Annotated in this window: 17 protein-coding genes and 1 rRNA gene; all 18 read left to right on the top strand. The window is 37.4% G+C overall.

What is annotated here, in order from left to right:
- Positions 1–87 precede the first annotated feature (87 nt).
- Positions 88–1,152 carry a glycosyltransferase gene (locus QF004_RS06710; protein WP_307424224.1) on the top strand — a complete coding sequence of 355 codons (1,065 nt, stop codon included), beginning with the start codon at positions 88–90 and terminating at the stop codon, positions 1,150–1,152.
- The gene (locus QF004_RS06705) at positions 1,149–3,347 is read left to right on the top strand and encodes a DUF4838 domain-containing protein (protein WP_307424222.1); all 2,199 of its coding nucleotides are present in this window, start codon (positions 1,149–1,151) and stop codon (positions 3,345–3,347) included. Before QF004_RS06710 ends, QF004_RS06705 begins: the two co-directional genes overlap by 4 nt.
- Positions 3,331–4,362: a polysaccharide biosynthesis protein gene (locus QF004_RS06700; RefSeq protein WP_307424219.1), complete on the top strand. Its 1,032-nt coding sequence runs from the start codon at positions 3,331–3,333 to the stop codon at positions 4,360–4,362. The genes QF004_RS06705 and QF004_RS06700 overlap by 17 nt, the downstream gene beginning before the upstream one ends.
- Before the next feature lie 13 nt (positions 4,363–4,375).
- The gene (locus QF004_RS06695; RefSeq protein WP_307424216.1) at positions 4,376–4,792 is read left to right on the top strand and encodes a WxcM-like domain-containing protein; all 417 of its coding nucleotides are present in this window, start codon (positions 4,376–4,378) and stop codon (positions 4,790–4,792) included.
- Positions 4,793–4,807: 15 nt separating this feature from the next.
- Positions 4,808–5,926 (top strand): NAD-dependent epimerase/dehydratase family protein, encoded by a 1,119-nt coding sequence (locus tag QF004_RS06690; RefSeq protein ID WP_307424213.1) that lies wholly within the window; start codon positions 4,808–4,810, stop codon positions 5,924–5,926.
- Between the two features lie 84 nt (positions 5,927–6,010).
- Positions 6,011–7,147, top strand: coding sequence for a non-hydrolyzing UDP-N-acetylglucosamine 2-epimerase (wecB, locus tag QF004_RS06685; RefSeq protein ID WP_133438722.1), 1,137 nt, complete (start codon positions 6,011–6,013; stop codon positions 7,145–7,147).
- On the top strand, positions 7,147–8,361 hold the full coding sequence (locus QF004_RS06680) for a glycosyltransferase family 4 protein (protein WP_307424209.1): 1,215 nt from the start codon (positions 7,147–7,149) through the stop codon (positions 8,359–8,361). The genes wecB and QF004_RS06680 overlap by 1 nt, the downstream gene beginning before the upstream one ends.
- Complete coding sequence (locus tag QF004_RS06675) at positions 8,358–8,951, top strand: GNAT family N-acetyltransferase (RefSeq protein WP_307424206.1); 594 nt, start codon at positions 8,358–8,360, stop codon at positions 8,949–8,951. Before QF004_RS06680 ends, QF004_RS06675 begins: the two co-directional genes overlap by 4 nt.
- Positions 8,951–10,168, top strand: a complete 1,218-nt coding sequence (locus QF004_RS06670; protein ID WP_307424203.1) for a DegT/DnrJ/EryC1/StrS aminotransferase family protein — start codon at positions 8,951–8,953, stop codon at positions 10,166–10,168. The genes QF004_RS06675 and QF004_RS06670 overlap by 1 nt, the downstream gene beginning before the upstream one ends.
- The gene (locus QF004_RS06665; protein WP_307424198.1) at positions 10,168–10,758 is read left to right on the top strand and encodes a sugar transferase; all 591 of its coding nucleotides are present in this window, start codon (positions 10,168–10,170) and stop codon (positions 10,756–10,758) included. Before QF004_RS06670 ends, QF004_RS06665 begins: the two co-directional genes overlap by 1 nt.
- Before the next feature lie 79 nt (positions 10,759–10,837).
- Positions 10,838–11,848, top strand: coding sequence for a Gfo/Idh/MocA family protein (locus QF004_RS06660; RefSeq protein WP_133438717.1), 1,011 nt, complete (start codon positions 10,838–10,840; stop codon positions 11,846–11,848).
- 6 nt (positions 11,849–11,854) lie between these two features.
- On the top strand, positions 11,855–12,400 hold the full coding sequence (gene rfbC / locus QF004_RS06655) for a dTDP-4-dehydrorhamnose 3,5-epimerase (RefSeq protein WP_307424195.1): 546 nt from the start codon (positions 11,855–11,857) through the stop codon (positions 12,398–12,400).
- A 94-nt stretch (positions 12,401–12,494) separates the two neighbouring features.
- Positions 12,495–13,574, top strand: a complete 1,080-nt coding sequence (gene rfbB / locus QF004_RS06650) for a dTDP-glucose 4,6-dehydratase (RefSeq protein ID WP_307424192.1) — start codon at positions 12,495–12,497, stop codon at positions 13,572–13,574.
- Positions 13,575–13,630: 56 nt separating this feature from the next.
- Entirely contained in the window at positions 13,631–14,029 is a 399-nt protein-coding gene (locus tag QF004_RS06645) for a four helix bundle protein (protein WP_307424190.1), read from the top strand.
- A gap of 63 nt (positions 14,030–14,092) precedes the next feature.
- Positions 14,093–14,950, top strand: a complete 858-nt coding sequence (rfbA, locus tag QF004_RS06640) for a glucose-1-phosphate thymidylyltransferase RfbA (RefSeq protein WP_133438714.1) — start codon at positions 14,093–14,095, stop codon at positions 14,948–14,950.
- A gap of 351 nt (positions 14,951–15,301) precedes the next feature.
- The gene (gene rimO, locus QF004_RS06635) at positions 15,302–16,603 is read left to right on the top strand and encodes a 30S ribosomal protein S12 methylthiotransferase RimO (RefSeq protein ID WP_307424186.1); all 1,302 of its coding nucleotides are present in this window, start codon (positions 15,302–15,304) and stop codon (positions 16,601–16,603) included.
- A 343-nt stretch (positions 16,604–16,946) separates the two neighbouring features.
- The gene (locus QF004_RS06630; RefSeq protein ID WP_133438712.1) at positions 16,947–17,324 is read left to right on the top strand and encodes a septal ring lytic transglycosylase RlpA family protein; all 378 of its coding nucleotides are present in this window, start codon (positions 16,947–16,949) and stop codon (positions 17,322–17,324) included.
- 1,471 nt (positions 17,325–18,795) lie between these two features.
- Positions 18,796–18,978 (top strand): 16S ribosomal RNA (locus tag QF004_RS06625); the annotation flags it as partial.

Below are 18,978 nucleotides of genomic sequence, written 5' to 3'. Positions count from 1 at the left end.
AGAGTATGCTCTCTAATTTAAACAGTTACAGCGTTATTTATCAACATCTGAGAATTATTAAGTATTTTTGTAAACGGGTCTTTTTTAATGCATTCTCGCAGAAACTGGCCGGTAAAATTATTATTAAAATTAAACGGTTTACTATTGATACTGGTTGATGCACTTTTTGTAAATGGCGGTGGCGGAAAAATCCTGCTGGATTATCTGACCGAAGAGCTCGAAAAAACAGACAGAGAAATTTTTTATCTTCTGGACAAAACAATTGAAAATCAAGCCCCTTTGATTTCCCAACGGAATACTGTTTTATTTCTGGAAGCAGGCTTTTTGAAACGCGCGCAGTTTTATCGTAAAAATCGCCATCAATTCAGTTCCGTGCTCTGTTTTGGTAACCTGCCTCCCAACATCAGACTCAGCGCAAAAACCTATACTTATTTTCATCAGAAACTTTTTCTCACGCTCCCCACCGATATGGGGCGACTTGCCCAATTGAAGTATTGGCTTAAAACTGAAATACTGTATTCCATCAGAAAGAATGCCGATTTCTGGATGGTGCAGAATGAAAGTATGAAAAAGGCACTCGCTCACAAGTACCGTATTCCGGCCCATCAGGTACTGATAAGACCTTTTTACAAAACGTTTGGTTTTGAAGGCTCTTCTGAAAAAACTAAGAATACTTTTTTGTACGTGAGTACAGCAAATCCCCACAAAAACCATGTTTTATTAATTGAGCAGTTTTGTGCATTTTACGAACAGCATCAGATTGGGCAGTTAATACTGACAGTAAGCGATGTCTATCCGGAGGTGGTCGCATTGATCAACCGCAAGGTCAGTCAAAACTATCCAATTGTAAACTTAGGCTTTATTCAGAGGGGTGCGTTGAAAAAGGTCTATGCGGAAGCTGAATTTGTCATTTATCCTAGTCTGGCAGAAAGTTTTGGCCTGGGTTTGGTTGAAGGCATTGAGGCAGGATGTAAGGTTATCGGTGCGGATCTGGAATATCTTCATGAGGTCTGTATCCCAAGCCTGACCTTTAATCCGGATGAAAAGAATGCGATTGCTGAAAGTTTAGCCTATGCATTGCACCATGAGTTGCCGCCAAGTTACTCGAAAGTAACCAATACCATTCAGCAAATTATTGAGGAAATAACATGAGAACCATCTTGATTTTACTGGTCATCATTCTGCCGCTGTGTGCTCCTGCGCAGCATAAAGCTTTCCATATCGCCAGTTACTCCCAGATTAGCGTACCGGCAAGACCTACGGAACAGGAAAAATATATGGCGAGGCTTATTAAAGATAAGATCCAGATCCATTATCAGAAAACGATGAAAATCTATCCGCAGGATAACCCACCACCAAAATCTATCGTAATCGGCCGTTTGCCTGCAGGCAAGGCAGTGCCAAGAGATCCTATTAATATTGAATTTTCGGAATCGAGTGTATTTATTCATGGGAAAGAAAATAAAGATTTACTGTATGCGGGATACACTTTTCTAGAGGATTTTCTGGGCATTTACCAATTTACTCCCACGGTGGAGAAACTGATTCCCGCCAACGTTTCTGAAACCGACTTGCACTATTCCAGTCCATTCATCTACCGGAGAGATTACTCCTACGGTTCCAATTATTCCAAAGAATTCAATGCCGTTCTTCGGGAGGATGGGGATTTTGCTCCCGATGCGGTGTTTGGTAAACCGTACACCTTAGTGGGTTTTGTGCATACTTTTGCGCAGATTCTTCCTGCCAGCAAATATTTTAAACAACACCCTGAATGGTTTTTATCTTCCGGTCAGATCAAAAAGATGAAACCCGGCTTCAATGATCAGGAAGTACAGCTCTGTCTTAGCGATCCCGAAGCGTACAGACAGTTTGTAAAAAACCTGCTTGCTGTTATTCAGAAGAACTCGGGCGAGACCGTATTTTCAGTATCCCAAAATGACGGGGGAGTTTTTTGTGAATGCACCGCCTGTACTTCAAAAAAAAACAAGTCCACTCAGCTTCTTGAATTTATCAACAGGATAGCACAAGAAATTGAAATAGAATATCCCGATGTTTTTCTGGAAACCCTTTTTTACGCAGATGCGATCGAGCCGCCAACGGTAAGACCCCGCAAAAATGTGATCGTACGGCTGGCGCTCATTAACAGTGAAATCGGACATCCAATTGATGATTTAAGGAATGTGAATAAGAAAAGACTTATTGATTCGTGGGCGGCCCTATCACGGGATTTTATCTACTGGGATTATGCCCTTAATTCGCATCCTGCCGGATTTTTAATGCCACAACCGGGTTTTCGCCGAATCGGGAAAGATCTGCAGTATTTAAAAAAAGCTGGAATGGAGGGGTATTTCGTACAAAGTTACCTTTATAATGATGAATTGGGTTTTATGACGGATATGAAAACCTGGGTCCTGTCCAGACTCCTGTGGAATCCTGATCAGCATCAGGAGATGCTCATTAGCTTTTTCATTAAGAACAATTATGGGGCAGCTTACAGGGAGATGGATCAGCTTTATAACCTGATAGAAAATGCAGTGAACAATATCAACCTGCCTACATACGATGCACATTTTAATTATCTTACAGATCGTGTACTGGATGCAGGCAAAAAATTACTGGCTGATGCTTTACAGAAAACAGCAGCCGATCCGGTGGTGAGAAGAAAAATAGAAAGGGAGCAGTTTCTTTTTAATTTCGCGGAACTCTATCTCTTTAAAACGTTGAATGTTCAGAAAAAATTCCGCGACATGAAAACGGACAGCGCCGGTGATTTTACTGCTAAAAAACTAAAGCTCACTGCAAACTTGAAAAATCTTAATCTCACTCTGGAATCTGAAAGAAAAATATTGCAGCTTATCACAAATCTAAGTTTCCAGGATTCTTCATTGAATGTTCAAAAATCAATCATCATTCAGGAGGATGAATTTCAGATTTACGGTGATCCTTCCATCGCCGGAATCAAGACAGATCAGGGAAAAAAGGTGGCCTATCTTAATGGTAATAATCTGCTTTGGGGAATAACGGTCTGGTTTTCCAAATACCTCCCTGTGCTTCAGGAAAAAGAGTGGATCATCACTGCTAAGGTGCGAATAAAAATAAAGGAAAAAAAAGACAATATCCTTTTGAATGTAGGTGTTTATAGCGCAGATTCCCAAAAGAATAAAACCGTTAAAAATTTGCCTATTGAAAAATTTGTAAATAATAAATATGTAACCTTATCTTTACCTCCAATAAAAATTAACGAGCAAGACCAGCTTTGGTTCTATGTAGACGGCAATTGCCAATGTATAGACCAACTGCTTATAGACTATATCGAATTAACGCCCGCAAATGAAAATCCAAAATAAAACCCTCCTCATCACCGGTGGAACCGGCTCATTCGGAACCGCTGTCCTCAACCGTTTTCTGAAAACTGATCATTTTAAAGAAATCCGTATTTTCTCCCGCGACGAAAAAAAGCAGGACGATATGCGTAACCTCTACAGAAACGATAAAATAAAATATTATATCGGCGACGTTCGCGATTATACCAGTGTAGAACCGGCCACTAGGGGTGTAGATTATGTCTTCCATGCCGCCGCACTGAAACAGGTTCCTTCCTGTGAGTTTTTTCCGATGCAGGCGGTGAAGACCAACGTGGAAGGCACACAGAACGTGATCCGTGCGGCTGCTTTCAATAAAGTGCAGAAGGTCATCTGTTTAAGTACCGATAAAGCCGCTTATCCGATCAATGCTATGGGAATTTCCAAAGCGATGATGGAAAAGGTAGCGGTGGCCGAATCAAGAAGTCTAACCGATACCGTAGTATGTTTAACCCGTTACGGCAACGTAATGGCATCAAGAGGTTCAGTGATTCCTTTGTTTTTAAATCAAATTCAGAAAGGAGAAGAAATAACCATTACCGATCCTAATATGTCAAGGTTTTTCATGTCTTTGGAAGATGCTGTAGATTTGGTTTTATTTGCGTTTGAAAATGGAAATGCAGGAGATCTTTTTGTGAATAAAGCGCCTGCGGGCAAAATTGGTGATTTGGCCCAAGCGTTAATGGAACTTTCCGGTAAAGAAGTAGCAGTGAAAATTATTGGAACACGACATGGTGAGAAATTATACGAGACACTCTGCACCAGAGAAGAAATGGTGAAGGCTGAAGATATGGGAGATTTCTACAGAGTGCCGGCGGATAACCGTGATTTGAATTATGCGAAATATTTTTCTGAAGGTGAACAAGATGTTTCCATAATAGAAGATTACCATTCTCACAACGCTGAACAAGAGGGAATAGAAGGATTGAAATCATTACTGTCTACTTTGCCTTTAATCCGAAAAGAAATTTTCGGGGAGAATGTGATGCAGTATCCATAAAAAAGAAAATTTTATGAATCCAACCGTTATCAAAGGAAACCATCATCAGGATGAAAGAGGAATTATCCGTTTCAATAACGGTTTTGATGTTCTTGGGATTAAAAGAGTTTACCTTATTGAAAATACAGATGTCGGTTTTGTCCGGGCATGGCATGGGCATCAAGTCGAGCAGAGGTGGTTCTCCCCTGTTAAAGGAGTTTTTAAGATAAAACTGATCAAAATAGATGATTGGAATAAGCTTTCACCTAATTTGCCTGTTCTGGAATTCACATTGCATTCTGAAAATTTGGATGTCCTTCATATTCCGCCAGGATTTGTTACTTCGATTCAGGCTTCCGAAGACGACTCCCAATTAATGGTGTTTGCAGATTACCGCTTGGCTGAAATACAGGACGAATATAGTTTTCCGCCAGATTATTTTAAATTATAAATGAAAAAGTTGTTAATGAAAAAAGTTGGAATTACCGGACAGAACGGATTCGTTGGTTCGCATCTATATAATACTTTAGGTTTGAATCCTGAAGAATTTGAAAGAATAGAATTCCGTAAAGAGTATTTTGACAATGCGGAAACACTTGATGATTTTGTACAGCAATGTGATGTCATCGTACATTTGGCAGCGATGAACCGTAACCCTGATCCGGAATTGATTTACCATAATAATGTGGATCTGGTAAAAAAGCTTGTCAATTCATTGGAGAGAACCGGTTCAAAAGCACATCTTATCTTTTCCTCCTCATCGCAGGAAGAAAGAGACAACCGATACGGAGCCTCTAAAAAGGAAGGCAGAAGATTATTGGCAGAATGGGCAAATAAAAATGACGGAGTTTTCTCAGGATTAATTATTCCTAATGTTTTTGGGCCTTTCGGGCTCGCGAATTACAACTCGTTCATCGCTACCTTCTGTCATCAACTCACCCACGGTGAAAGCCCAGTTATCGATGTTGACGGTGAAGTAAAACTGATTTATGTGGGCGAACTGGTGCAGGAAATCATCAATCAGATCAAATCGGGAAAAACGGCGGAAGAATATATCGTGCCTTTTACCACTTATATTAAAGTCTCAGAAGTACTGGCAAAACTGGTTCATTATAAAGAACTTTATTTTGAAGGCGGTGAAATCCCAGTGCTTACAACGCAGTTTGATTATCAGTTATTCAATACATTCCGTAGTTATTTTGATATTGCTGCGCATTATCCTGTAAAATTCAAACAGAATATCGATCCGCGCGGTGCATTTGTAGAAATTATAAGGCTGGGAATCGGTGGTCAGTGTTCATATTCAACCACTGTGCCCGGTATTACCCGAGGGAATCATTTCCATACCCGCAAGATTGAACGCTTTGCCGTCATTAAAGGAAAAGCGCTAATTCAGCTGCGAAAAATTGATTCTGATAAAATTTTAAACTTTTATCTCGATGGAAATGAACCAGCTTATGTAGACATGCCGGTTTGGTACACGCATAATATTAAAAACATTGGTGATGAAGAACTTTTAACCGTATTTTGGATCAATGAGCCTTTTAATGCAGATGATGCCGACACGTATTTTGTAGAGGTGTAAAAAGTACGTGGCTTAAAGAGCTTTAAGCCAATTTTTTTTATTTATCTTAATCAATTTATGTTATTTTTGTAATTATTAAAAAATATGAAGAAACTCAAAGTAATGACAGTGGTGGGAACCCGTCCCGAAATAATCAGATTGGCAAGGGTTCTTACTGCTCTCGATAATTCCGAAGCGGTAGAGCACATTATTGTTCATACCGGTCAAAACTACGATTATGAACTCAATCAGATATTTTTCGAGGATTTGGGTTTGCGAAAACCTGATTATTTTTTAGAAGCAGCCGGGAAGACGGCCACTGAAACCGTAGGAAATATTCTAATCAAAATAGATCCCCTTTTAGAAGAACTGCAACCCGAAGCTTTTTTGGTACTAGGAGATACGAACTCTTGTTTGTGTGCAATTCCTGCTAAAAAAAGACAAATCCCGATTTTTCACATGGAAGCCGGAAACCGGTGTTTTGACCAGAGAGTTCCCGAAGAAACCAACCGGAAAATTGTAGACCATACTTCCGATATTAACTTAACCTACAGCGATATTGCCCGCGAATATCTTTTAAGAGAAGGACTTCCTGCAGACCGGATCATTAAAACCGGTTCGCCGATGTTTGAAGTTTTAAATCATTATTTACCGGATATTCAAAAATCTGATGTTTTATCGAGATTGAATTTAGAAGAAGGAAAATATTTCGTAGTAAGTTCACACCGCGAAGAAAACATCAATTCCGAGAAAAATTTCCGTGGACTGATGACTTCTTTAAATGCTATCGCGGAAAAATATCAATACCCAATCATTGTTTCAACGCATCCGCGAACGAAAAATATGATTGATAAAATGCAGATAAAAACACGCCAGGAAATTCAGTTCTTAAAACCACTAGGTTTCCACGATTACAACGCTTTGCAAATGAGAAGTTACGCGGTTTTATCAGATTCAGGAACTATTTCTGAAGAATCTTCTATCTTAAATTTCTGTGCTCTCAATATCAGAGACGCGCACGAAAGACCCGAAGCCATGGAAGAAGCAAGCGTGATGATGGTCGGAATGAATCCTGAAAGAATCCTGCAGGCTTTAATCCAATTGCAACAACAGAAAATAGGCAACGAAAGAAATTACCGTCGGGTTGCAGATTATTCAATGCCGAATGTTTCAGAAAAGGTCGTTCGAATTATTTTGAGTTACACTGACTATGTAAATAGAGTAGTTTGGAGTAAAGGATAATGACAAATAATTTTTTTTATATCGCCCAGTATTTTACACCAGAACCTTACCTTAAAGATATTCAGTTTATTAAAGATATAAAAGGAAAAGGCTGGGAGCCCGTTGTAATAACAGGATTTCCAAATTATCCGAAGGGCATAATTTATAAGGGGTACTCAAATAAATTTTTTGCCGAGGAAATGATGGATGGAGTTCGGGTAATTCGGGTCTATACGTATGCAGACCACAGTTTGAATGCTTTTAAAAGAGCGCTAAATTATTTTGTTTTTGCATTATTTGCGTCGATAGCAATTTTTAAGTTCGGAAAAAAAGAAAGTTTTTATTATATCCTGCAATCTTCACCTTTTGTTGTTCTTTGCGCATGGACTGTAAATGTTTGTAAGAAAAAATCAAAAACTTTACTTGATATTCAGGATGTTTTTCCGGAAAATATTCGAATCTCAGGATATGTTAAATCCACTTGGATTATTAGTTTATTAGATTTTTTCTTAAATAATTTTTATTACAAATCTTTTGATTTATTTGTGACCGTATCAGAAAGTTTCCGCAATATAATCGCTAAAAAAAACATTGGATTAAGACGTATATTGACCCTTTATAATTGGTCCATGGTAGAAAAAAGTTCAGCGGCGCCCTCGGTAATAGATTTTTCGTTTCCAAATTCGGGAATTAATATTGTTTATGCGGGTAATATCGGGGTGCATCAAGGTATATCGACACTTTTTCAAGGGATGTTTAATGTAATAGAGAATAATCCAAAAATTCACTTTCATTTATTTGGAGACGGTACAGATTTTGAAATATTGAAAAGTTTGGTGAAACAAAATGAAAACATAATTCTTCATGGGCGCGTTTCTACCACCGAAATTGGAAAATATTTGGAAGCTGCTGATGTTTTATTTTTACATTTAATTAAAGATCCGATTTATGAATCTATAATCCCGTCAAAATTACAGGCCTATATTGAAGTTGGAAAACCAATTCTTGGCGGAGTAGAAGGTGAGGCACGAAACTTAATTACAGAAAATAGGCTGGGTCAAGTCTTTGAACCTCAGAGCATAATAGATTTTCAAAACGCGGCATTGAAAATTTCTGACTTAAAGATTGATGATATTCGTGAAATTAAACAAAGAAGTGCAAAATTGTATTCTGAAAAATTTTCCAGAAAAGCCGGTATTGATCGTCTTGAGAAATTTATTAAAAACTATTTATGAAAGTTAGAAGAGCAAGCTTGCAAGATGTTCACGTAATTGTGAAAATTCATGAGGAGAGATTTCCAGCTTTCTTTCTATCTACTCTTGGAAAAGATTTTCTTGCCGTTTTTTACACAGGATTCCTGAAAAATCCCGGTGTACTTTTGGTATTGGAAGATAGTAATGAAATTAAGGGGTTTGCCGCTGGAAGCAGAGATAACCGTGGGTTTTTCAGGATACTAATTAAAAATAGTTTTTTTCAATTTACATGGTCTGGCATAAAAATATTATTTAGCAAACCTTTAGCTTTGAAAAGGATGGCCTTTAATGTTAGTAAATCAGAGAAAAATAACCTCATTTATGCAGAGCTTCTAAGTATTGCAACGCTTGCAAATAAGAAAGGGTATGGTAAAATACTACTTGCAGAATTCGAAAAGGAAATTGCAAAGGAAAATATAGAAAATTTACCATTATCTTTAACCACAGATTTCGACGAAAATGAAAAGGCAATCGGATTTTATAAAGAAAGTGGCTATGAAGTTTATCAGATTTTCGAGAGTTATCAAAATAGAAAAATGTATCGTTTTATAAAAAATATCGTAAAGAAATAATGAAAATATCTTTCGCACCCCCTTTTATCGATGAAGATATTATCGCTGAAGTAGTAAATACTTTAAAATCGGGTTGGATTACAACAGGTCCAAAAGTAAAAGCACTTGAAGAAGAAGTGGCAAAACTTACTGGAGTACCTCATGTGCTTTGTGTTAATTCGTGGACTTCAGGAGCAATTTTGATTTTAAAATGGTTTGGTATCAAAGAGGGTGACGAGGTGATCATTCCCGCCTACACCTATAGTGCTACTGCTCTTGCAGTATTGCATTGCGGCGGAACTCCTGTAATGGTAGATGTGAAAGACGATTTCACCGTAGATCCTGAAAAAATTAGACAGGCAATTACAGAAAAAACAAAAGTAATTATGCCGGTCGATATTGCCGGACTCCCATGCGATTATGATTCCATTAATCAAATGGTTAATCTTCCCGAAATTAAAAGTCTTTTTCATGCTCATTCTGAGAATCAAAAAAAGCTGGGTAGAATTCTAATTCTTTCCGATGCTGCTCATTCAGTGGGTGCATTTTATAACAATAAGCCGGCAGGATCACTTACCGATATCACAATTTTTTCATTTCATGCAGTGAAAAATATTACAACTGCCGAAGGGGGTGCAATCTGCATCAATCTACCGAAACCTTTTAACAATGAAGAGGAGTATAAAACAATGAGACTCTGGACCCTTAACGGTCAAACGAAAGATGCTTTCACAAAATCACAAGGGGGTGGAAGCAGTTGGAAATATGATATTATTTTTCAAGGTTTAAAAATAAATATGCCGGATATATGCGCTGCATTGGGATTAGCTCAAATAAGAAAATATAATACAGCAATTTTACCCGAAAGAAAAAGAGTTGCCGAGCAATATCATGAGTTTTTCAGCAAGAGAGAATGGGCCCAATTACCGATAACTAAAGATGACACGAGGACTTCATCGTATCACTTATATGCATTAAGGATAAATAATATCACCGAGGAACAAAGAGATGCGATGATGATTTCTATAGCAGAAGATGAAGTTGCTGTAAACGTACACTTTATCCCAATGCCTCTATTGACTTTATTTAAAGATTTGGGTTACAGGATCGATGATTATCCAAACGCTTATCATAATTATTCGAGAGAGATTTCACTGCCAATTTATCCGCAATTGACTGCTGAACAAATTGATTTTATCTGTAAATCCGTTGAAAAAGCATATAAAAAGATCATTTAATGAAAAGGATTTTTGATGTAATTTTGTCTGTTATAGGGATTATAATACTCTCACCGTTTTATATAATAGTTTCACTTTTAATATGGTCAGACAGTAAAGGCGGAATTTTATATAAACAGGAAAGAGTTGGATTGAATGGTCAAATTTTCAAAGTTTTTAAATTTAGAACCATGAGACCGGATTCTTTTTCAAAAGGAGCACTCACCGTCGGAAGTCGGGATCCTAGAATAACCGGTATCGGTTATTACCTCCGCAAATATAAACTGGATGAATTACCACAACTTTTCAACGTGCTTTTTGGTGAGATGTCTTTCGTAGGTCCCAGACCGGAAGTTAAAAAATACACCGATTTATACAATGACGAACAGAAAAAAGTATTGTCTGTTCTTCCGGGAATCACCGATTATGCTTCAATAAAATTTAGAAATGAGAATGATTTGCTCTCGGCAAGCGACACTCCGGAGAAATTATATATTGAACAGATAATGCCTGAAAAATTAGATTTGAATATGAAATATATTAATGATAATAATGTATTTAAAGATATTAAAATCATTTTTGATACATTTTACACGATTATCAGGCACTAATTTTAGATTCTGAAAAAAATACTGACCGTCTGCTAAATTCAAAAAAAATAACTATTTGTAAAAAATATCCTGGTTTTCAATGGAAAAAAAAGTAAAAATAGCCATCTTAGGTTATGGGCATATCGGTAAAAAGCATGCAGACATGGTCTTTCAAAATCAAGACTGTGAACTGCTAGCCTTAATCGATCCAAAATTTACAACAGCGGAAATGGAGCGTCAAAATCCGGTTCCCTGTTTCCATTCTTTGCAGGATTTTTTAAACAGTCCTTTAACGGCTGATGTCGTTGCAGTATGTACGCCAAATGGTCTGCATTTTGAACAGGCAAAAACCCTGATTGAAGATGGAATTGATGTGATTATCGAAAAACCCGTCGCGCTCAGTTCGGAAGAAGCGGAGGAATTGGAAAAATTAGCGCACCAAAAAAAAGTTCATATTTTCCCGGTCATGCAAAATCGGTTTTCGCCACCGGCCTTGTGGTTGAAAGATTTAATTGAATCCGAAATTTTAGGGAATTTATTTATGGTGCAGATTGCTTGTTTTTGGAACAGAAATGAACATTATTATGCAAAAGGCTCATGGCGCGGAACCAAAAATATGGATGGCGGGACGCTTTATACGCAGTTTTCCCATTATCTGGATATTATGTTCTGGCTTTTTGGCGATATTACCAATATCAAATCCAAATTTGCCGACTTCAACCATTCTCATTTAACAGAGTTTGAAGACAGCGGCATAATCACTTTTGATTTCGCCTCCGGAGGTATGGGAAGTTTTACCTTTTCGACTTCCGTGTGGAATGAAAATCTGGAAAGCTCCCTCACCATTATTGCCGAAAACGGTTCTGTGAAAGTGGGCGGACAATACATGAACCATGTGGAAAAATGTATAATTAAAGATTACACTGCACCCGAATTACCCGCAACGAACGGAGCCAATGATTACGGAAGCTTTAAAGGTTCTGCCCAGAATCACCAGCATCTCTACAGGAACATAATCGATTTTTTACGCCACGGGAAAGAAATTCAGACCACCACAGACGACAGTGTGAAAGTACTGAAAATGATAGAAAATATTTATTCCTCAAATTAAAGCAAGATGAAAATTAAAAAAACTCCCTTAAAAGACTGCTACATCATAGAACCCACCGTTTATGAAGATGAGCGGGGTTATTTTTATGAAAAATTCAACGAACAGAAATTTGAAGAATTAACCGGCTTAAACGGTCATTTCGTTCAGGATAATATTTCTAAATCTTTCTATGGGGTTTTGAGAGGACTTCATCTGCAAAAAGGCGAACATGCTCAGGCAAAACTGGTTTCCTGTTTAGAAGGAAAGGTTTTCGATGTGGCCGTAGATTTACGGAAAGATTCTCCCACTTTCGGGAAATGGTTCGGCGTAGAATTGACGCCTGAAAACAAACTGCAGCTCTATGTGCCAAGAGGTTTCGGACACGGCTTTTCAGTTTTAAGTGAAAATGCCATATTTTCCTACAAGTGCGATAATTTCTATAATAAAGAATCCGAAGGAAGTGTCATCTGGAATGATAAAGATTTGAATATCGACTGGAAACTTCCCAAGGACGCAATCATTCTTTCTGAAAAAGACCAAAATTTGCCGACCTTTGCAGAAATGAATTTTTAAGATTTCGGTATTTTTGAATTAATTTAAACGGTTTTAACTCAAATACTCAAACACCCAAACACCCAATCACTCAAATACTAAGCATTCAATTTCTATGAAAAACATAATCATCACCGGTGGAGCCGGGTTTATCGGATCTCACGTCGTTCGTGAATTTGTAAAGAATCATCCGGATTCTAAAATCATCAATCTCGATGCTTTGACCTACGCCGGGAATCTTGAAAATTTAAAAGACATTGAAAACGAACCGAATTATGTTTTCGAAAAAGCAGACATTACCAATGTGGATGAATTGCGAAGAGTTTTCGAAAAATATAATCCCGACGCAATTATCCATTTGGCAGCAGAAAGTCATGTGGACAGAAGCATCACCGATCCAAATGCATTTATTAATACCAATGTCAACGGAACGGCAAATCTTTTGAATTTAGCCAAAGAATTCTGGACTCTGAACCCAGATCATCAACACGGGAATTTCCCTGATGAAACAAGAAAAAATTTATTCTATCACGTTTCTACCGATGAAGTGTACGGGAGTTTAGGCGAGACGGGTTTCTTTCTAGAAACCACGGCTTACAATCCAAAATCTCCTTATTCCGCCAGTAAAGCAGCATCTGATCATTTGGTCCGCGCTTACGGAAACACGTATGGAATGCCGTTTATTATTTCAAACTGTTCCAATAATTATGGTCCCAATCATTTCCCGGAAAAATTAATTCCATTGTGTATTTCTAATATTTTGAATGGAAAACCGCTTCCGATTTACGGCGACGGAAAATATACCAGAGATTGGCTCTACGTTATCGATCACGCCAAAGCGATCCATCAGATATTTTTTGAAGCAAAAACCGGAGAAACATACAATATCGGTGGTTTCAACGAATGGAAAAATATTGATCTGGTCAAAGAACTCATCAAACAAATGGATGAAAAATTGGGGAATCCGGCGGGTCGTTCAGAAAAACTCATCACTTATGTGAAAGATCGTCCAGGTCATGATCTTCGTTACGCCATCGATGCTACAAAACTCAATAAAGAATTGGGCTGGAAACCCTCCGTAACTTTCGAACAGGGATTAAGCAAAACAATCGACTGGTTCCTCGAAAATAAAGAATGGCTGGAAAATGTAACTTCGGGAGATTATCAGAATTATTATGCAGAGCAATATAATTAGTAATTGAGTATTTGGGTTATTGAGTTATTGAGTTTAATAATGTGAAAATTTAGAAGATGACTTTTGTAAAATTCCATAAAGATTTAGTTGTTTATCAAAAAGCATTTTCGGCAGCAATGGAAATATATACGATTTCAAAAACGTTTCCTCAGGAAGAAAGATATTCACTAACCGATCAGATAAGAAGATCCTCTCGTTCTGTTAATGCAAATATTACCGAAGCGTGGAGAAAGAGAAGATATGAAAAGTCTTTTATCAGTAAACTCAATGATGCAGACGGTGAAGCGGCGGAAACTCAAAACTGGTTGGATTTTGCATTCGCGTGCGCATATATTGATGAAAACACCTATTTAGATTTGTATAAAAAGTATGATGAAATTTTAGGAATGATCGTTTCGATGACCATCAATGCTAAAAAATGGACTTTTTCTGAAACTAAGAACCCCAATCCTTAATAGCTCAACAACATACTCAATCACTCAAATACACAATCACTCAAATACTCAATCACTCAAATTATGAAGGGAATAATACTCGCCGGCGGCTCCGGAACAAGACTTTATCCATTAACCATCGCGGTTAGCAAGCAGTTAATGCCGGTTTACGACAAGCCGATGATTTATTATCCGCTTTCGACATTGTTGTTGGCCGGGATTAAGGATATTTTAATTATTACAACACCTCACGATCAGGAAGGATTCATTAAGCTTTTGGGAGATGGTTCGGCGATAGGCTGTACGATTCAGTATAAAGTGCAACCGAGTCCAGACGGTTTAGCCCAGGCGTTTATTTTGGGCGAAGAGTTTATTGGTGACGATTCTGTTGCCTTGGTTTTGGGAGATAATATTTTCTACGGTGCGGGTTTGCCGGAGCTTTTGGAAAGTAAAACCAGTGTAGAAGGAGGTTGCGTTTTCGCTTATCAGGTTTCAGATCCTGAAAGATACGGCGTCGTTGAATTTGACGAAAATTTAAAAGCAGTTTCTATCGAAGAAAAACCGGAAGATCCGAAATCTAACTTTGCCGTTCCGGGATTATATTTCTATGATAATTCGGTAGTGGAAATTGCAAAAAACCTGAAACCTTCACCAAGAGGAGAACTGGAAATTACAGATGTCAACAGAATTTACCTTGAAAAAGGACAGTTGGAAGTCGGTGTAATGTCTCGTGGAACGGCTTGGTTAGACACCGGAACTTTCGATTCTTTGCATGAAGCTTCAGAGTTTGTCAAGGTTTTGGAGAAAAGGCAGGGATTCAAAATTTCCTGTATCGAAGAAATCGCTTACGTGAAAGGTTTCATTAATAAAGAAGAGTTGCTGAAATCTGCCGAAAAATACGGAAAAAGCGGTTATGGTGATTATCTGAAGAAGCTGGTGTAAAACTTTTATTTCGAAATTTCAATAGGCCTGTTTTGAAATGAAAAAAATATTTAAATCACAATAATCTGGAAATAAAAACTTCTGAAAGAGTAAAAAGACACCTTTTTAGGGCAGTTTCCTTATTTGTTCTTTTAAAAAACTTAAAAAATAACATAGCTATTGTGCCTTTGTGGTTTTTAAAACAAAATTTTGAACCGCTAAGAATATTTAAAATCCTTTGAGCGAACTGTCGCTGAAAGGATTTTTTCTTTTAAATCTTCAAAGTTATTTTGGTTTTCTCTAACAAATAAATCACTAAATTTGCACCCACAAAAAATTAGCAATTGCTAATCAACTTATTATATTAAAAATATGCGTACAAAATCCGTCGGAAAAAAGAAAATCAATATCGTAACATTAGGCTGTTCCAAAAATGTATATGATTCTGAAGTGTTGATGGGACAACTGCAAGCCAACGGAAAAGAGGTGGTACACGAAGAAAAAGGCGATATCGTGGTTATCAATACCTGCGGTTTTATCGATAATGCCAAAGAGGAAAGCATCAATACCATTCTGGAATTTGTTGAGGCGAAAAACAGAGGCGAAGTAGAGCAGGTTTTTGTGACGGGCTGTTTATCAGAGAGATACAAACCGGATTTAATAAGAGAAATCCCGGATGTTGATCAATATTTCGGTACCCGTGATTTACCTTTATTATTAAAACATTTGGGCGCCGATTACAAACACGAACTGGTGGGCGAGAGAATGGTGACCACGCCAAGACATTACGCTTATTTGAAGATTTCTGAAGGATGTGACCGCCCCTGTTCTTTCTGCGCGATTCCTTTAATGAGAGGAAAAAATATTTCAACACCAATTGAAAACTTAGTGATTGAAGCAGAAAAATTAGCGAAAAAGGGAGTTAAAGAACTCATTTTAATTGCGCAGGATTTAACTTATTACGGTTTAGATTTATATAAGAAAAGAGCCTTGGGCGATTTGCTTTTGCGTTTGGTAACAGTAGAAGGAATTGAATGGATCCGTTTGCATTACGCGTTCCCAACTGGTTTCCCCGAAGATGTTTTAGAGATCATTAAAAACGAACCGAAAGTTTGTAACTACATCGATATCCCGTTACAACACATCAATTCTGATTTGTTGAAAGCCATGAAACGTGGAACTTCTCACGAAAAAACCAATGCATTGTTGGATAAATTCAGAGAAAAAGTTCCCAATATGGCGATCAGAACAACTCTGATTGTCGGTTTCCCTGGCGAAACAGAAGAGAGATTTCAGGAGATGAAAGAGTGGGTTAGGGAACAGAGATTCGACCGATTAGGTTGCTTTACCTATTCCCATGAAGAAAATACGACCGCTTACGTTCTGGAGGACGACGTTCCACAGGAAGTAAAGGAAGCAAGAGTTGAAGAAATTATGGAATTGCAGTCACAGATTTCCTGGGAGAAAAATCAGGAAAGAATCGGGAAAGTGTACCGGTGTATTTTTGACCGTAAAGAAGGAAATTATTTCGTGGGAAGAACAGAGTTCGATTCTCCGGATGTTGACAATACCGTTTTGGTTCCGGCAGAAAATACCTATTTGTCCATCGGTGAATTTGCCGATATCAAAATTACTTCCGCAGAAGAGTTTGATTTGTACGGAGAATTAGTTTAAGATATTGCAATATTTGGTCATTTTTTTGACAATTATGTAAAGGTAATTAGTGAAAAAATACTTCTGGATTTTCCGGAAGTATTTTTTATTTAATGATCTGTCGTTCAGTTGATTGTAACTAACTAAGTCTGGTCGCTATGTAATGATTAGTTAATATTGTTAACATTTAAGCCTATTTTTTAACACAATTTAACATAGTTTGTAGATCACTGGTATTAAAGGGAATGCGGGAGTTGTTAACAAAAATTTAACAATTCGTTAAGACTGTTTAACTGTCGGAGTGTTGTATAAGTCAATTTCGGGATAAATTTGCAGAGTCAAAACCCATAAAAATAAATTCAAAATGATGAAAAGAGGAATACTCCTAATCATAATGATGATTTCAACACTCGGCCTGTTTTCTTTTAAAACAACTGCCGAAGATGCTAAAAAAACAAGTTTTGCATCGTTTTACCACGATAAGTTTAATGGTAAAAAAACAGCAAGCGGGGAAGTTTTCAGTAATGAAAAATTAACTGCCGCCAACAGAACGCTTCCTTTCGGGACAATGGTAAAAGTTACAAACCTGAGATCAGGAAAAAGTGTAATTGTAGAAATAAATGACCGCGGTCCTTTTCATTCTTCAAGAGCACTCGATCTTTCTAAGGCAGCGTACCAATCAATCGGCGATCCTAGAAAAGGAACAATGCCCGTTGAATACGAAATTATCGAAGTCGATTAACATTAACTTTTACGTTAAAAACAACCAAAGCCGTCTCATAGGAGTCGGCTTTTTTATTGGGAAAAACTGAGCCGCTCCTTAAACTAGGCACAAAACTTCATGAGAAAAATTAAATGGGTTCGGTGCGGAATAAAACCGCGCTCTTCAAACGCCTGTTAACCGGATTCTATTGCACCCAACCCTATACCAACTTGTAGTGTATGCTGACTGTATGCTGACTGTATACTGACTCGTAAGGTATGAAGGTGGCTTTATAATGAAAAGATTGCAATCTGACCAGAAATGATATGACTTGTTTTTTCTTAAAAATAGAAAAGAACGGAATCAGAATATTCTGTGCTGGTAAATTGAAAGACTTCCGCAATAAACTCTAGTAAACATAATTAAAAGTGTGCAAAGCGATTTGTCATTGAACAAAAATAGTAAAAGTATATGACTATGCATAAATTTCATTTAAACCAATTTTTTAAATTTTATCTGAAATTTTTGCAGGATGAGTAAAACGGTATATCATAGAGATATTTTGATACAGATCCTTAATATTGTCTTTCTCATATAGTATTACGTGTTTTTAAAAACAGAACTTTAGACTTTCTCTGATAAGAATTAGTATACTGCTAAATAAGTACACGCTAATTTTGAAATAAGGTCAGCGATAGCTAGTCGGATAATGTCCACAACTAAATCAGAACCTTCCAATCAGCGTCCAGAGTAATATTATCCCTGAAGAATTCCCCTCATAAGAAGAAATCTTACACGGAAATTTACTTTATGATTAAAATGGATGCAGAAAAATAAGGTACGCTTTTTTGAGATTTTTCGGAAACCCTCTTATATAGATGAACTATTTTCCAATATCTGCAGTTTTTCCTGTCCAAACCCCCGCTCCTGTCCGTAGTTTGAGTGCTGTTTTTCTATAGATCCAGTCCCTTGCGGTATTTTCACATAAAGTGGATAACTCCAAATATTTTGTATTTTACTATTAATTAATAAGTTGCAATATTAGTTATTCACATTTCCTAATTAGTCCCAAAATAAGTTGCGGGATATAGATAGTAATCCTACATTTGCACCACTCTAAAAAACAGAGTAGCGAAGTAGACAGAGCAGGTAATATAGAAAGGGTAGGAGGATTAGATTTCTTTTATTTAATTTTAAAAAAGCTTGTGGATTAACAAAAACTTCTTATCTTTGCAATCCCAAATCGAAAGAGTATGGGAGCGAAGGAGAAGCGGATTGGATGGGTACGAGGAGAGATTATTGGTTACTTAAAAAACTTTTAAATTTCTTTGAAAAACATTTGGTCATTAATAAAAAACGTTATACTTTTGCACTCGCAATTCGGAACGAACGACAGAAAGAGTTTCCGGTTATAAGCGAGAAGAATAAAAGATCATTGACATACAAATAACAACCAAAAAAGTAAGGAAAAACTAAAGCGTCAATAACTTTGAGTGAGTCAGACAAACATACAATGGAGAGTTTGATCCTGGCTCAGGATGAACGCTAGCGGGAGGCCTAACACATGCAAGCCGAGCGGTATAGTTTCTTCGGAAACTAGAGAGCGGCGTACGGGTGCGTAACACGTGTGCAACTTACCTTTATCTGGGGAATAGCCTTTCGAAAGGGAGATTAATACCCCATAATATATTAG

It is taken from the genome of Chryseobacterium sp. MDT2-18 (assembly GCF_030815285.1).
Classification (GTDB): Bacteria; Bacteroidota; Bacteroidia; order Flavobacteriales; family Weeksellaceae; genus Kaistella; species Kaistella salivictor.
This window is presented reverse-complemented; position numbering and strand designations above follow the sequence as displayed.

Bases quoted from the DNA above. Each gene is read 5' to 3' on its own strand.
- rfbB (WP_307424192.1), top strand. From the start codon at position 12,495: ATGAAAAACATAATCATCACCGGTGGAGCCGGGTTTATCGGATCTCAC.
- QF004_RS06665 (WP_307424198.1), top strand. From the start codon at position 10,168: ATGAAAAGGATTTTTGATGTAATTTTGTCTGTTATAGGGATTATAATA.
- QF004_RS06710 (WP_307424224.1), top strand. From the start codon at position 88: ATGCATTCTCGCAGAAACTGGCCGGTAAAATTATTATTAAAATTAAAC.
- QF004_RS06630 (WP_133438712.1), top strand. From the start codon at position 16,947: ATGATGAAAAGAGGAATACTCCTAATCATAATGATGATTTCAACACTC.
- QF004_RS06700 (WP_307424219.1), top strand. From the start codon at position 3,331: ATGAAAATCCAAAATAAAACCCTCCTCATCACCGGTGGAACCGGCTCA.
- QF004_RS06705 (WP_307424222.1), top strand. From the start codon at position 1,149: ATGAGAACCATCTTGATTTTACTGGTCATCATTCTGCCGCTGTGTGCT.
- QF004_RS06645 (WP_307424190.1), top strand. From the start codon at position 13,631: ATGACTTTTGTAAAATTCCATAAAGATTTAGTTGTTTATCAAAAAGCA.
- wecB (WP_133438722.1), top strand. From the start codon at position 6,011: ATGAAGAAACTCAAAGTAATGACAGTGGTGGGAACCCGTCCCGAAATA.
- QF004_RS06670 (WP_307424203.1), top strand. From the start codon at position 8,951: ATGAAAATATCTTTCGCACCCCCTTTTATCGATGAAGATATTATCGCT.
- QF004_RS06660 (WP_133438717.1), top strand. From the start codon at position 10,838: ATGGAAAAAAAAGTAAAAATAGCCATCTTAGGTTATGGGCATATCGGT.
- QF004_RS06690 (WP_307424213.1), top strand. From the start codon at position 4,808: ATGAAAAAAGTTGGAATTACCGGACAGAACGGATTCGTTGGTTCGCAT.
- rfbC (WP_307424195.1), top strand. From the start codon at position 11,855: ATGAAAATTAAAAAAACTCCCTTAAAAGACTGCTACATCATAGAACCC.
- QF004_RS06680 (WP_307424209.1), top strand. From the start codon at position 7,147: ATGACAAATAATTTTTTTTATATCGCCCAGTATTTTACACCAGAACCT.
- QF004_RS06695 (WP_307424216.1), top strand. From the start codon at position 4,376: ATGAATCCAACCGTTATCAAAGGAAACCATCATCAGGATGAAAGAGGA.
- QF004_RS06675 (WP_307424206.1), top strand. From the start codon at position 8,358: ATGAAAGTTAGAAGAGCAAGCTTGCAAGATGTTCACGTAATTGTGAAA.
- rfbA (WP_133438714.1), top strand. From the start codon at position 14,093: ATGAAGGGAATAATACTCGCCGGCGGCTCCGGAACAAGACTTTATCCA.
- rimO (WP_307424186.1), top strand. From the start codon at position 15,302: ATGCGTACAAAATCCGTCGGAAAAAAGAAAATCAATATCGTAACATTA.